The 14,105-nt window shown below is 65.3% G+C and carries 12 protein-coding genes and 3 tRNA genes; 12 read left to right on the top strand and 3 right to left on the bottom strand.

What is annotated here, in order from left to right; translation table 11 throughout:
* Positions 1 to 10: 10 nt before the first annotated feature.
* Positions 11 to 715 carry a lipopolysaccharide transport periplasmic protein LptA gene (gene lptA / locus ACLBKS_RS08540; RefSeq protein ID WP_410192383.1) on the bottom strand — a complete coding sequence of 235 codons (705 nt, stop codon included), beginning with the start codon at positions 713 to 715 and terminating at the stop codon, positions 11 to 13.
* A 311-nt stretch (positions 716 to 1,026) separates the two neighbouring features.
* Between lptA and gshB the strand changes: the two genes are divergently transcribed.
* Positions 1,027 to 1,989, top strand: coding sequence for a glutathione synthase (gene gshB / locus ACLBKS_RS08535; protein WP_410192382.1), 963 nt, complete (start codon positions 1,027 to 1,029; stop codon positions 1,987 to 1,989).
* Positions 1,990 to 2,039: 50 nt separating this feature from the next.
* On the opposite strand, the gene thiL is transcribed toward gshB, so the two are convergent.
* Both thiL and apaG read right to left on the bottom strand, forming a co-directional pair.
* The gene (gene thiL, locus ACLBKS_RS08530; protein WP_410192381.1) at positions 2,040 to 3,101 is read right to left on the bottom strand and encodes a thiamine-phosphate kinase; all 1,062 of its coding nucleotides are present in this window, start codon (positions 3,099 to 3,101) and stop codon (positions 2,040 to 2,042) included.
* 16 nt (positions 3,102 to 3,117) lie between these two features.
* Positions 3,118 to 3,513 (bottom strand): Co2+/Mg2+ efflux protein ApaG, encoded by a 396-nt coding sequence (gene apaG, locus ACLBKS_RS08525; protein WP_410192380.1) that lies wholly within the window; start codon positions 3,511 to 3,513, stop codon positions 3,118 to 3,120.
* Between the two features lie 115 nt (positions 3,514 to 3,628).
* On the opposite strand from apaG, the gene rpe reads away from it, so the two are divergent.
* The 11 genes from rpe (at position 3,629) to ACLBKS_RS08470 (ending at position 14,014) form a co-directional block, all read left to right on the top strand.
* The gene (rpe, locus tag ACLBKS_RS08520) at positions 3,629 to 4,321 is read left to right on the top strand and encodes a ribulose-phosphate 3-epimerase (protein WP_410192379.1); all 693 of its coding nucleotides are present in this window, start codon (positions 3,629 to 3,631) and stop codon (positions 4,319 to 4,321) included.
* Between the two features lie 224 nt (positions 4,322 to 4,545).
* Complete coding sequence (locus ACLBKS_RS08515; protein ID WP_410192378.1) at positions 4,546 to 7,812, top strand: EAL domain-containing protein; 3,267 nt, start codon at positions 4,546 to 4,548, stop codon at positions 7,810 to 7,812.
* A 255-nt stretch (positions 7,813 to 8,067) separates the two neighbouring features.
* Positions 8,068 to 9,576: an anthranilate synthase component I gene (gene trpE, locus ACLBKS_RS08510; protein ID WP_410192377.1), complete on the top strand. Its 1,509-nt coding sequence runs from the start codon at positions 8,068 to 8,070 to the stop codon at positions 9,574 to 9,576.
* Positions 9,577 to 9,589: 13 nt separating this feature from the next.
* On the top strand, positions 9,590 to 10,162 hold the full coding sequence (locus tag ACLBKS_RS08505; protein ID WP_410192376.1) for an aminodeoxychorismate/anthranilate synthase component II: 573 nt from the start codon (positions 9,590 to 9,592) through the stop codon (positions 10,160 to 10,162).
* Entirely contained in the window at positions 10,159 to 10,827 is a 669-nt protein-coding gene (locus ACLBKS_RS08500; RefSeq protein ID WP_410192375.1) for a LysE family translocator, read from the top strand. The genes ACLBKS_RS08505 and ACLBKS_RS08500 overlap by 4 nt, the downstream gene beginning before the upstream one ends.
* 24 nt (positions 10,828 to 10,851) lie before the next feature.
* Positions 10,852 to 11,880 carry an anthranilate phosphoribosyltransferase gene (gene trpD / locus ACLBKS_RS08495; protein WP_410192374.1) on the top strand — a complete coding sequence of 343 codons (1,029 nt, stop codon included), beginning with the start codon at positions 10,852 to 10,854 and terminating at the stop codon, positions 11,878 to 11,880.
* Between the two features lie 19 nt (positions 11,881 to 11,899).
* The gene (gene trpC, locus ACLBKS_RS08490) at positions 11,900 to 12,712 is read left to right on the top strand and encodes an indole-3-glycerol phosphate synthase TrpC (protein ID WP_410192373.1); all 813 of its coding nucleotides are present in this window, start codon (positions 11,900 to 11,902) and stop codon (positions 12,710 to 12,712) included.
* 21 nt (positions 12,713 to 12,733) lie between these two features.
* Positions 12,734 to 13,525 (top strand): uracil-DNA glycosylase, encoded by a 792-nt coding sequence (locus ACLBKS_RS08485; protein WP_410192372.1) that lies wholly within the window; start codon positions 12,734 to 12,736, stop codon positions 13,523 to 13,525.
* A 122-nt stretch (positions 13,526 to 13,647) separates the two neighbouring features.
* Positions 13,648 to 13,733, top strand: a tRNA-Tyr gene (locus tag ACLBKS_RS08480).
* A 68-nt stretch (positions 13,734 to 13,801) separates the two neighbouring features.
* A tRNA-Gly gene (locus ACLBKS_RS08475) sits at positions 13,802 to 13,875 on the top strand.
* Between the two features lie 64 nt (positions 13,876 to 13,939).
* A tRNA-Thr gene (locus ACLBKS_RS08470) sits at positions 13,940 to 14,014 on the top strand.
* Positions 14,015 to 14,105: the final 91 nt, after the last annotated feature.

The following is a 14,105-nucleotide window of genomic DNA, read 5'->3' as shown; positions in this document are numbered from 1 at the left end:
CGCGGGCGCGTTAACGAGCGCCGCGCGCGGGCGTCGGGGCAAGGCGCGCGTCGTCGCGCAGATTCAAGTCTTGTTTCACCCCGTTCGTGGTCGGCGCCTTGCCCGCGGCCGCTGGCGTTCCCGCAGTCCCCGGCGGCGTCGCAGGCGTGGCGGCGCGCGGGGACAGGGTGGCGCGCACCCGGGTGTCGGACCCCGTTCGGGGGGGCACGCCGCCCGTGGCGCGCGCGCCGTCGATGGTGAAGATGTCCTTCAAGTTGTCGTAGACGACCACCTGGCCGGTCATGATGTCGGCTTCGGCGCCGCTGCGCAGGCGGCGCAACACGGCATCGCCCAGCAGCTTGAACACATCGGTGCGGCCGTCGTATTCGATGGTGTTGCTTTCCGCGACCACGGTTTCATCCATGCCCTCGCGCAATTGCGTGAACCGGGCTCGCTGGCCCAAGGCAGCGGTGATATTGCCGTACTGATAGCCCAGCGCGTCCTGCCGAACTTCGATGCGCTGCCCTTCAATCCGGATGCCGCCACGCGTGAGCACGACATTGCCACTGAACACACTGATCTGGCGCTGGTCGTCGTAGCGCAGCGCGTCGGCCTCGATGTGCATGGCCTGCGTCACCGGTGCCGCCGCTGCAGGCGTCGCCGCAGCGCTGGGGGATGCGCCCGCGGCCTTGGTCTGGGCGCCCGCCGGCAGGCAGGCCGCCATCAGAAAGAGCATGAAGCCGCCCCAGGCGAGACCCCAGCGAGACAGAAACGGGCGGAGCGGAGGGCAGCGGGAAGGCATCGCGGGACGGATGGGCGGTGTGCCGTTTTAAAACCTGGACAGAACCGCTGGGGGCGGTGCGGGTGGGGCCAGCCGAAGGGGCAAGCGGAAAGGGAGGGCCATTTTAAACACCACGGAAAACTGGCTCGGGTTTTGCTTGTCCCTGACTGCAGTAAGCCCGGGTCAGGTCCCTTGGGCACCCGGTGTTTGCGGCCTTTGCCGGGCAGCGGTCCTTGTGATTCGCAATTCGTGCGAGACTTCCGCGCATGAAGTTTCTGTTCATCGCCGACCCGCTGGAATCCTTCAAGATCACCAAAGACAGTACCTACGCCATGATGCGTGAGGCAGCGCGTCGAGGTCACGAGCTGGCGGCTTGCGAACCCAGTCAATTGCGCTGGGCGTCGGACGGGCGGGCGGGTGGCCCGGTGCGGGCGCAGGTGCGAGACATCGTGCTCACCGGGCAGGCCGATGCGTGGTTTCGCGAGTCGGCCCTGCGCGACGCCGTCTTGCGTGACTTTGACGCCGTCCTGATGCGCAAGGACCCGCCTTTCGACAGCGAGTATTTCTACGCCACCCATTTGCTGGAGCAAGCCGAGCGCGAGGGCGCGCGGGTCTACAACAAGGCGCGTGCGCTGCGTGACCACCCGGAAAAGCTCGCCATCCTGGAATTTCCGCATTTCATCGCGCCCACCCTGGTCACGCGCGAAGCGCAAGCGGTGCGGGCCTTCCACGCTGAACACCGAGACATCATTCTCAAGCCGCTCGATGGCATGGGCGGCATGGGCATCTTCCGTGTCAAGGACGACGGCCTGAATCTGGGCAGCATCATCGAAACCTTGAATCAGGACGGCGCGCAAACCTTGATGGTGCAGAAGTTCATCCCCGCCATCGCCCAGGGCGACAAGCGCATCCTCGTCATTGGCGGTCAACCCGTGCCTTACGCATTGGCGCGCATTCCGCAGGGCGGCGAAGTGCGGGGCAACCTGGCCGCTGGCGGCAAGGGTGTGGCCCAGCCGCTGACCGCGCGAGACCGTGAAATCGCCGAAAGCCTGGGGCCCTTGCTCGCGGCGCGGGGACTCCTGCTCGTGGGGTTGGATGTGATCGGTGAGCAGCTCACCGAGATCAACGTCACCAGCCCAACGTGCTTCCAGGAGATCAGCGACCAGAGCGGGTATGACGTGGCAAAGCGCTTCGTCGACGCCCTGGAAGCAGCAGTCACCGCCCACTGACGCAGTCCACCAGGACCGGCGGTTTCGCGCTTCTCCCGGTTTTCGGGGGCTCAGGCGAAATGGTCGAAGGACGCGAACCGGCCCGCCAGTCGCTGGCCCTGGGCATCCACCACGCGCAGTCCTTCCTGTGCCTCGATCTGGCCGATGCGGGTGACCGGGGTGTTCGCCACCGTGGCCGCGGTCGCCACGGCCTCGCGGCGGTTGGCCGGGGCGGTGAACAGCAGCTCGTAGTCATCGCCCCCTGACAGGACCAGGCTCAGGCGCTCGGGTGAAGTGAGCGCGGTGCTGTCGAGGCGGTGAGAAGCCAGCAGTTCGCTCAACACCGGTCCGAGCAGTCGCGCGCCGCAACGCGAGGCTTCCAAGATGTGCTGAAGGTCGCCGACCAAGCCGTCGCTCAAGTCCATGCAGGCGTTGGCGATGCCGCGTAGCGCGAGGCCCAGGGCCACGCGCGGGGTCGGACGCTCCAGTCGGGCGCGTGCCAGCTTCAGCACCTCGGGTGGCAACTGAAGCCAGCGCGGCGCATTCGGACTGCGCTCACCCCGTTGCGCCTTGAGCGCCAGCAGCGCGAGTCGCGCATCGCCCAAGGTGCCGCTGACCCAGATGTCATCGCCCGGCCGCGCGCCCGAGCGCAGCAATGCCTGGCTGTGGCCCTGCGCGGTCGGCACCGCACCGAAGACCGTGATGCAAATTGTGAGTGGGCCGCGCGTGGTGTCACCGCCCATCAGCGTGCAGCCATGGGCGTCGGCCAGGGAGAACAGCCCGCGCGTGAAGGCGTCGATCCAGGTTTCGCGCGCGGCATTGCTGTCGGGCAAGGCCAGCGCGAGCGTGAAGGCCAGGGGCTGGGCGCCGCAAGCGGCCAGATCACTGAGGTTCACGGCCAAGGCCTTGTGGCCGAGAGCCTCTGGGGCGACGTCAGGGAAGAAGTGTTGGCCCTCGACCAGCATGTCGGTGCTGATGGCCAACTGGGCGTCCGAAGGCAGCGCGGTCGGCAGGCCAGGGGTGGGCTGCAACAAGGCGCAATCGTCGCCGATGCCCAGGGCCACGGCTGGGTTGCGCGGCACGGCGTTGCGCTGAAAGTAGCGCGCGATCAGCTCGAACTCACCGAGAGCCATGCTGCTGGGCGACCGCTCAGTGCAGGGTCCGCTGGCCGCCGCCGGTGCTCAAGGCGTCGAGCACGAACAGGGGGATGTCCACGTCGAAGCGTTCGCCTTCTTCCGTCACGAAAAAATAGCTACCGTGCATGGTGCCGGTGGGCGTGCGCAAGCGAGCGCCGCTGGTGTACTCGAAACGCATGCCAGGCTTGAGCAGGGGCTGCTGGCCCACCACGCCCAGGCCGCGCACCTTCTCGGTGTGGCCATTGGCGTCGTTCACATTCCAACTGCGCGAAATGAGCTGCGCCGCCACGTCGCCCCGGTTGGTGATGGTGATCGTGTAAGCGAAGGCATAGATACCGCGCGCCGGATCGGACTGCTCGGGCAGGTGGCGCGGCTGGGTTTCGATCAGGATGTCGGTGGGGTCGGACATGGCGGTTGGCGCAAAGGCTGGAACACGTGAACGAGGAAGGCCGGCAAGCTGTGATCCTACCTGCGAAAATACCTTTTGACTTCCCCTGACTTTGGCCCGCCATCGGGCCCCCGCCATGAGCCATTCCGCCCCCACTCACCACCGCATTGCCCCGTCCATCCTGTCCGCCGACTTCGCCCGCCTGGGTGAAGAGCTGAAGAACGTCATCGCCGCCGGCGCGGACTGGATCCATTTCGACGTGATGGACAACCACTACGTGCCCAACCTGACCTTCGGTCCCATGATTTGTCAGGCGCTCAAGCCCCACGCCAAACGCGCCGACGGCACGCCCGTGCCCTTGGACGTGCACATGATGGTGCAGCCGGTCGACGCGCTGGCGGCGGCTTTCGCCGAGGCTGGCGCGGACTTGATCAGTTTCCATCCCGACGCTTCGCCGCACGTGCACCGCAGCATCCAGGCCATCAAGGCCAAGGGCGTCAAGGCGGGCCTGACCTTCAACCCGGCGGCTCCCCTGGACGTGCTGGATTGGGTGATTGAAGACATCGATCTGATCCTCATCATGAGCGTTAACCCGGGGTTCGGGGGGCAGAGCTTCATTGACTCGGCATTGCGCAAGATCGAGGCCGCGCGCAAGCGCATCGAAGCCAGCGGCAAGGACATCCGGCTGGAAGTGGACGGTGGCATCAAGGTCGACAACATCCGCCGCGTGGCGGACGCCGGGGCGGACACCTTCGTGGCGGGCAGCGCCATCTTCGGCAAACCGGACTACAAGGCCGTGGTGGATGCCATGCGCCGGGCGCTGGCTTAGCCCGAAAAGCGAGGCCGAAGCCCATCATCCATGGGCTTTATCCCGCGCTGTGTCCTGCTACTCTAGGAAAACCATAGGGGTATGCGGACATGGCGCAAAGGTGGTGGATAAGACGGGGCGCCCGACAAGAGGCAGGTGAGCGGGCGGTCCCGAACGCTGGCGCCTGGGCCGCTGCGCCGTTGCACGCGGCGCCTGATAGCGGGAGTGCGCGTGGCGGGTCTGCCATGACCGAGGCCGAGCCGGTGGCCGTTGCATCAACTGCTTCAGCCTCGGAATCCGCCCCGCCCCAAACGGATGCCGCGCCACAGATCGCGTCGTCCAAGGCGTTGCGTGGCGCGCGGACCCATCACCGAGTGAGACTGGCGCTCTACTTCGTGCTCGTGGCGGTCGGTGTGGTGGCGTGGCTCCAGAGCCGTCAGCAAATGCGTCTCGAGGCGGTGCGACAAGCGGATGCCGAGGTCATCCGGGTTGCCGCGCTGCAGGAGACGCTCGCGCAGCGCCTGCGGCTTCAGCTCACACGCTTGCAGGCCAGCATGGACTCAGGGGAACGCAGCATTGATGCGTTGAACGAGACCGTGCATCTCATGCAGACCCAGGCCGAGGCGCTGGACACGCTGCTCGGTGGGCAGAGCGAGCTCCCCGCGGCCGAGTCTGAGCCGACCGGCGATCTGAAGCAGACCATCACCCGCTGGCAAGAACAGCGTGAACGGATTTGGTACCACACGCAATCCTTGCTCTGGCAAGTGGAGGGGGCCGATCCTGCTGCGCGTGAACGCGCGATCGCGCGCGTGCATGCCGAGCTGGATGCTTTCACGGCCACTCTCCAGCGCCTGGGGCGTGACTTGCAGGAGGCCGCGCAGTGGCGCGCTTCCGAGACGCTGCGAGGCATCCGGGTTTCTTTCCTCGTCACCCTGGTGCTTCTGTTCCTGCTGATGCTGGGCGTGGCGGAACCGTTGGTGCGTTTCGTGCGTGAGCAGAACGCCAATCTGCGCCAGCAGACGCAGCAGCGCCGTCAGTTGGCGCTGGTCGCCGAGCGCACGGCCAACTGGGTGGCCATGCTGGATGACGTCGGTCGGGTGCTTTGGTGCAACGACGCGTTCCTGCGCGGCAAGGCCTTGTCTCGCGAACAGGTCATGGGGGCTCAGGGCGCGCTGCTGGGGCCAGCGGATGACGACGAAGCCAGCGAGCAGGCCTTGCTGGAAGCGTTGCGCCAAGGTCGGCCCGTGCGCGCCGAGGTGTTGCATCGAACCGCCGACGGTCGCGAGGTTTGGCTGGACGTGGACTACCAACCGATCCGCGGGGCGCAAGGGGAGCATCAAGGGTGCACCTTGGTCGCCACCGACATCACCGAGGCCAAAAGCCAGCGTCTGCGATTGCGCGCATTGATCGATGCCGTCCCGGTGGGCGTGGTGCTTCAGGACTTGGAAGGTCGGGTGCTCGATTGCAATGTGCTGGCCGCCCAGATGCTGGGCTTGCCCGTGGACGCCCTGGTGGGGCGCTTGGGGTTGTCGGCGCCAGGAGTCACCACCGTGCGTGCCGACTTGACGCCATATCCGGAGGACGAGCGTCCGACGCAACGCACGCTGCGCACCGGCCTGCCGTTGCGCGCGGAATCCATCGGTATCGTGCTGCCTGGCGCGCCGGTGCGATGGCTGCTGACGAACACCCAGCCGTTGCGCGATGCGGCGGGACACATGACGGGCGTGGCGTCCAGCGTCATCGACGTGACCGAACAGCGTGATCAGCAGCAGTTGCTGTCGATCGCGGTGGAGAGCGCCGCGCTCGGAGTCTGGCAGTGGGATTTCGCCAGCGGCCGCCTGGAGGTGAACGAGCGCTTCTACGCCTTGCTGGGTTACGCCAGTGGCTCCTTGGAGTTGACGGCGCGCACCCTGGTCGACCTGATCCATCCCGAAGATCTCGATGCGATGTCGCGGGCCCTGCGCGCGAACCTGCGCGATTCACGACGACCCGTGCACGTGCAAATGCGCTTGCGTCACGAGGATGGCCGATGGCGCTGGATGCTGTTTTCCGGCACGGTGGTGTCCCGTGATGGCCGAGGTCGCGCGGCGCGCATGGCGGGCGTTTGCTACGACGTCAGCGCGCAGAAGGAGCTGGAAGAGCAGTTGCGTCAGAGCGCGCGCATCGACAGCCTGACCCACTTGCCCAACCGCGCTGAGCTACTGCGTCGGATTCGCGCTGCTTTGGATCGCGCCCGTCGCGAACCGGGCTATGGCTTCGCCGTGCTGTTCATGGACTTCGACCGCTTCAAGCAGGTCAATGACACGCTGGGCCATTCGGCGGGTGACGAGTTGTTGCGCCAAATCGCGGGACGGCTGCAGGACAGCTTGCGCGCGGGAGATGCGTTTGTAAAGGCCAGTGACATCGACGTGCTGACCGGGCAACCCGCGCAGCAATTGGCGGCACGCATTGGCGGAGACGAATTCGTGGTGCTGCTCGACAACATCCGCAGTGACCAGGATGCGCAGGTCGTCGCCACGCGCTTGCTGCAGACTTTGGCCGAGCCGTACGAGATCGGCGGGCACCGCGTCAGTTCCACGGCCAGCATTGGCATCGTCACGCCCACGCACATGGCCGACGATCCGGACAGCGTGCTGCGTGACGCCGACATTGCGATGTATGAAGCCAAGCGCCAGGGTCGCGGGCGTTACGAGCTGTTCGAGCCCTCGCTGCGCAAGCGCGTGCATGACGACGCGGAACTGGAGAACGACCTGCGCCAAGCCCTGGCCCGGGACGAGATCCGCGTGGTCTACCAGCCCTTGATCGACCTTGCCACGGGGCGGCTCGCGAGCGTGGAGGCGCTGGCGCGCTGGCATCACCCCAAGCGTGGTTTGATCTCGCCCCTGGCCTTCATCCCAGTGGCCGAGGGGTCGGGTCTGATTGGTCCTCTGGGCGAGCGCGTGTTGCGCACGGCTTGCCATGAGCTGGTGCGCCTGCGCCAAATGCTGGGTGACCGCGCGCCGCAGACCGTGTCGGTGAATGTGTCGCGCGCGCAATTGCGGCAGACGGACTTCGTCGCGCGCTTGTCCGACTTGCTCAGCAGCACGGGCATCGGCCCCGAGGCCCTGATGTTGGAGGTGACCGAGAGCCTGGCCGCGCAGGACGAGGGTGTGCAGAGCGTGTTGCGCGAGGTGAGCGCGCTGGGCGTGGCGCTGTCGCTGGACGATTTCGGCACGGGGTATTCGTCCTTGTCCTGCCTGCACGCGCTGCCGGTGAACCAGGTGAAGGTGGATCGTTCCTTCGTGAGCGAGGCGTTGGACAGCAATTACCACCGCGTGATGATCGAGGCCACCATCCGCATGGCCAAGGCCTTGCACCTGCAGACCGTCGCCGAAGGCATCGAGACCCTGGAGCAGGCCGCGCTGATGCAGTACTTGGGCATCAACAAAGGTCAGGGCTACCTCTATAGCCATCCGCTGAACGCGGCAGAGCTGGAGGCATGGGCGGGAAAGCAGGCCGCGCATGCGGGCTGACCGCGTCGAGTCATCCGGCCAAGTCCAATGCCTGGCGTTTGCCGAAGGTGCTATAAAGCAGCCTATGTTCATTCATCGCCTCATCAGCAAAGGTTGCAGCGACCGGGGAGCCTGGCCCTGGCGTCGGCCTGCTTGCTCGTTCAGCTGATGCGCGGCGCGCGCCGCGCGCCCCTGGGTCTTGCAGCGCAAGGCCTGCCCGAATGAACGCGTGACCGCCCTTTGGCGGGGCGGTCCGCACGAGCCGGAGGCTCTCCCTTGATCACCGAACTTGAATTCAAAAGCCTGGTTCAGGCTGGCTACAACCGCATCCCCCTCATCGCCGAGGCGTTTGCCGATCTCGAAACACCGCTCTCGCTCTACCTCAAGCTGGCCCACGTGCAGGATGGGGGCCGCAACAGCTTTTTGCTGGAGTCCGTCGTTGGCGGTGAGCGCTTTGGCCGCTACAGCTTCATTGGTTTGCCCGCGCGGGTCTGGTTGCGCAGCAGCGGCTTTGGGGCGCAAGCGCGCACCGAGGTCTTGCGCGATGGGAACGTGATCGAAACCGATCACGGCAATCCACTGGACTTCGTCACGGCGTACCAGCAGCGTTTCAAGGTCGCGCTGACGCCAGGCCTGCCTCGTTTCTGCGGTGGTCTTGCGGGCTACTTTGCTTACGACGCCGTGCGCCACATCGAGAAGAAGCTCAAGGATACCTGCCCACCCGACACGCTGGGCATGCCCGATATCCTGTTGTTGCAGTGCGAGGAACTGGCCGTCATCGACAACCTGTCAGGCAAGCTCTACCTCATCGTGTACGTGGATCCGGCCCAGCCTGAGGCGTACACGGCGGCCAAGCGCCGCCTGCGCGAGCTGCGCGATCGTTTGCGCGAGCCCGCCAGTGCACCGCCCATCACGGCGCTCGCGCCCAGCGCTCACCATCCGGCCGAGCGCGAATTCGCGAAGGCGGACTACCTGAAGGCCGTGGAGCGCGCCAAGGAGTTGATCGCCGCAGGCGACTTCATGCAGGTGCAGGTCGGCCAGCGCATCAGCAAGAAATTCGAGTCGCACCCGCTGTCGCTTTACCGCGCGTTGCGCACGCTCAATCCCTCCCCTTATATGTACTACTACGACTTCGGCGATAGCCAGGTCGTGGGCGCTTCGCCCGAAATCCTGGTGCGGCAGGAAAAGGTGGACGGAGGCCAGAAAATCACGATCCGTCCATTGGCGGGCACGCGTCCGCGTGGCGCCACGCCCGAGGCCGACCTGGCGGCCGAGCGGGAGTTGGTCAGCGACCCCAAGGAGCGCGCGGAGCACGTCATGCTGATTGACCTGGCGCGCAACGACATCGGCCGCATTGCGCGCATCGGCAGCGTCAAGGTGACCGAGGCCTTCGCGGTGGAGCGCTACAGCCACGTCATGCACATCGTCAGCAACGTCGAGGGCCTGCTCAAGGACGGCATGGGCAGCATGGACGTGTTGAAGGCCACTTTCCCCGCTGGCACCCTGACCGGTGCGCCGAAGGTGCACGCGATGGAACTCATCGATCAACTGGAGCCGAGCAAGCGCGGTCTCTACGGCGGTGCTTGCGGCTACCTGAGCTACGCGGGCGACATGGACTTGGCCATCGCCATCCGCACCGGCGTGGTCAAGGGCGGGCGGCTCTATGTCCAGGCCGCCGCAGGCGTGGTGGCCGACTCCGTGCCCGAGCTCGAGTGGAAGGAAACCGAGGCCAAGGCCAGGGCCCTGCTGCGTGCCGCCGAGCTGGTTGAAGAAGGTCTGGAGTGAAAGGAGCTGCACCATGAAACTCTTGATCATCGACAACTACGACAGCTTCACCTACAACCTGGTCCAGTATTTCGGCGAGCTGGGCGCCGAGGTCGAGGTGTTCCGCAACGACGAGATCACGGTAGAAGGCTTGGCGCAGCGCCAGCCCGATCGGCTGGTTGTCTCGCCCGGACCGTGTTCGCCGGCGGAGGCGGGCATCTCGATCGCGGCCATCCAGCACTTCGCGGGCAAGCTGCCGATTCTCGGGGTGTGTCTCGGGCACCAGAGCATCGGCGCGGCCTTCGGCGGCAAGGTGGTCCGCGCGCGCGAGTTGATGCATGGCAAGACGAGCGAAATCACCACGACCCGCCATGGTGTGTTTGCGGGCCTGCCGGAAAAATTCACGGTCAATCGCTACCACTCTTTGGCCGTCGAGCGCGCCAGCTGCCCGCCTGATCTGGAGGTGACCGCCTGGACCGACGACGGTGAAATCATGGGGCTGCGGCACAAGACCTTGGCTGTGGAGGGCGTGCAGTTCCATCCCGAGTCCATCCTCACGGAGCATGGGCACGCGATGCTGAAGAACTTTCTGGAGCAGCGCGCATGATCATCGACAGTCATCAACTCCTCTTGTTCATCGCCGCAGGCTGGCTGCTCAACCTGACCCCTGGTCCGGACGTGCTTTATGTGGTGACCCACTCGCTGCGCTCAGGCACGCGGGCTGGCATCGTGGCGGGGCTGGGGATCACGACCGGTTGTTTCGTGCACATCTTCGCGGCCGCGGTGGGCGTCGGCGCGCTGTTGGCTGCATCTTCCACGGCCTTCACCTTGCTCAAGTGGATCGGTGCTGCTTACTTGATGTGGATGGGTGTGCGCATGCTGCTGTCCAAGCCGGGTGCCGAGGGTAGCGACACTGTGGCGTTGTCGGTCGCGCGAGCGGTCCCGGAGTCGCACACACCGCTGCGCACAGTGTTCTTGGGCGGCTTTTGGACCAACGTGCTCAATCCCAAGGTCGCCATTTTCTTTCTGGCCTTTGTGCCGCAGTTCATTGCACCGGGCACCGACAACAAGGCGCTGGCCTTTGTGTTGCTGGGCGTGCTGTTCAATGTGAACGCGATCCCCGTCAACGTGGGTTGGGCGCTGGCCGCGTCATGGTTGGCACGTCGTGCGACGGTCATCCGCCGTGGCATGCATTGGCTCGACCGCGCGGCGGGCACCATGTTCATCGCCTTTGGGCTCAAGCTGGCTTTTACTGAACAACCGTCGGATTGAACGCCGCTCTCAGGAGACAACGTCATGCCCATTACTCCCCAACAAGCTTTGCAGCGAGTCATCGAGCACCGCGAGATTTTTCACGATGAGATGCTGCACATCATGCGGCTCATCATGAGCGGCGAAATGTCGCCGGTGATGATGGCTGCGTTGATCACCGGCCTGCGAGTGAAGAAGGAAACCATCGGCGAAATCACCGCCGCCGCGCAGGTGATGCGCGAGTTCTCGACCAAGGTCGAGGTGGCCGATGCCACGCACCTCGTGGACATCGTGGGCACGGGTGGCGACGGAGCCCACACCTTCAACATTTCCACCTGCGCCATGTTCGTGGCCGCGGCAGCCGGCGCCAAGGTCAGCAAGCATGGCGGACGCAGCGTGTCGAGCAAGAGCGGAAGCGCCGACGTGATGGAGGCGCTGGGCGTCAACATCCAACTCAAGCCCGAGGCCATCGCGCGCTGCATTGCCGAGACCGGCGTGGGCTTCATGTTTGCTCCCAACCACCACCCGGCCATGAAGAATGTCGCGCCGGTGCGCAAGGAATTGGGTGTCAAAACCATCTTCAATATTCTGGGTCCGCTGACCAACCCGGCGAGCGCGCCCAATATCCTGATGGGCGTATTCCACCCCGATTTGGTGGGCATCCAGGTGCGCGCCTTGCAGCGACTGGGGGCAACGCACGCCGTGGTGGTGCATGGCAAGGACGGCCTCGACGAAATCAGCCTGGGTGCGGCCACCTTGGTGGGCGAGCTGAAAGACGGGGAGATTCGCGAGTATGAAATTCACCCCGAGGATTTCGGGTTTGCCATGGCCAGCATGCGACAGGTGCGGGTCGAAACCCCCGAAGCTTCTCGGGCGATGCTGCTGGGCGTGCTGGACGGTCAGCCCGGTGTGGCGAGTGATCTGGTGGCTTTGAACGCGGGCGCGGCGCTGTACGCCGCCAACGTGGTGCCCTCGATGGCCCAGGGCGTGTTGAAGGCACAGGGCGCCATCGCCAGTGGTGCGGCCAAGGCCAAGCTGACCCAACTGGTGGCCGTGGCCAGCCGGCTGGCATGAAAGAAGGGAGCGAACCTGCATGAGCGATATCCTGGAAAAAATCGTTGCCGTCAAACGCGAGGAAGTTGCCGCTGCGGCCAGGAAAGTCTCCTTGGCGGCCATGCGCGCCGACGCCGAGAGCCGTGTGCTCACGCGCGACTTCGTGGGCGCATTGCGCGGCAAGATCGCGGCAGGTCAGGCTGCAGTGATCGCCGAAGTCAAAAAAGCCAGTCCGAGCAAGGGGGTGCTGCGCGCTGATTTCATTCCCGCGGACATCGCGCAGAGTTACGCCGAAGGCAACACGGGCAGCGGGGGCAAGGTCTGTGCCGCTTGCTTGTCGGTGTTGACCGACCGGCAATTCTTTCAGGGCCAGCCTGACTATCTGAAGCAAGCCCGGGCTTCCTGCGATCTGCCCGTGTTGCGCAAGGACTTCTTGATCGATCCTTACCAGGTCTACGAATCCCGAGCGATGGGGGCGGACTGCGTGCTGCTGATCGCGGCCTGCCTGGACGATGCGCAAATGCGTGACTTCGAGGCCATCGCCATGGGGTTGGGCATGGCCGTGCTGGTGGAAGTGCACGACGGCGCCGAGCTAGACCGCGCGCTCAAGCTCAGTACTCCGCTGATAGGCGTCAATAACCGCAATCTGCGTACCTTCGAGGTCTCCCTCGACACGACCCTGGCCTTGCAGGGGCGGGTGCCTGCCGAGCGGTTGCTGGTCACCGAGTCTGGCATCCTGCAGCGCGCCGACGTTGCGCGCATGCGCGACGCGGGTGTGCACGCCTTCCTGGTCGGCGAGGCCTTCATGCGCGCGCCCGAACCAGGGCTGGCCTTGGCTGAGCTGTTTGCCTGACCGTGTCCGGGCGCGAGCGACATGGGTGATCGCGGGGACTTGGCACAGCCGGAGGGCCTGTTCGCGGTGGAGCGCCTGCGAACCTGGGTGCCTGCGGATTGGCTGGCGCCATTGGCGCCAGATTGGAGGGCTCTGGCGCAGACTTTTTTCGACAGCGAGGTCGGGCGGACGCTGGGGCAGCAAATCCAGTCGCGGCTGGATGCTGGCGCGGTGATCTACCCGCCGCGCCCCTTGCGCGCGCTGGAGCTCACCCCCCTGACCGCGGTGCGCGCACTCATCTTGGGGCAGGACCCGTACCATGGCCCAGGGCAGGCCGAAGGGCTGGCGTTTTCCGTTGCGCCTGGCGTCAAGCCACCGCCTTCCTTGCGCAACATCTACAAGGAACTGGTGCGAGACCCGCAACTGGCGCCCCGCTCCACCCCGACGGACGGTTCGCTGCAGGGCTGGGCTGATCAAGGTGTGCTCCTGCTCAACACCTGCCTGACCGTGGAAGACGGTGCGCCGGCCTGCCATGCGGGGTGGGGATGGGAGGTGCTTACCCAGCAGATCATCCATGCGGTGATTGAGCAAGAATCTCCGATGGTTTTCATGTTGTGGGGCGCCCACGCTCAAAAAGTGCTGGCACAGGCCTGCGGCGGGCAGGGTTTGCAGGAGGGGCGCGTCGGAGTCGGCGGCCGCCATCTGGTGTTGACGGCCAACCACCCCTCGCCGCTGTCAGCCCTGCGCGGGCCTCAGCCTTTTCTGGGTTGTGGCCATTTCAGCCTGGCCAATGATTTCCTTCTCGCGCACGGACAAGGCGCGGTGGCCTGGTGACCCATGTCCTGATAGCGCTTCGATCGCGCCGACCGGTGTCGGTTGCGCGGGGCTGACGGGCCCGGGCCTCGCATCAGGGCTTTCAGTGTCAAGAAATCATGGCATAATCGCTGGCTCACCGTGGAGAGGTGGCCGAGTGGTTAATGGCAGCAGACTGTAAATCTGCCCTCTTACGAGTACGCTGGTTCGAATCCAGCCCTCTCCACCAAGTGTTTGCGATGAACGGCAGAGTCGTTGCTGGTTCGGGCGTGTCATGCGCTGGACTGGTGGCGCGAGGCGGGAGTAGTTCAATGGTAGAACCCCAGCCTTCCAAGCTGATGACGCGGGTTCGATTCCCGTCTCCCGCTCCAGCGGTTCATTGGTGAATGCGTGTGCGCTGGGTATGCAACCCGGTCGGTGTTGAGGCTGAATTTCGCCCATGTGGCTCAGTGGTAGAGCACTCCCTTGGTAAGGGAGAGGTCGCGGGTCCGATTCCCGCCATGGGCACCATCTACAGGTGCGCGGTTGGTGCTGGCTGTGCCATCCGTCGCGTCTTGGTGTTTTGAGTCGCGTTGCTTTTCCTTTTCTGGAGAATTGAAAG

It is taken from the genome of Hylemonella sp. W303a, from assembly GCF_046452315.1.
Taxonomy (GTDB): domain Bacteria; phylum Pseudomonadota; class Gammaproteobacteria; order Burkholderiales; family Burkholderiaceae_C; genus Hylemonella.
The sequence above is the reverse complement of the archived record's forward strand: the minus strand, read 5'-3'. Positions and strand labels throughout refer to the sequence as shown.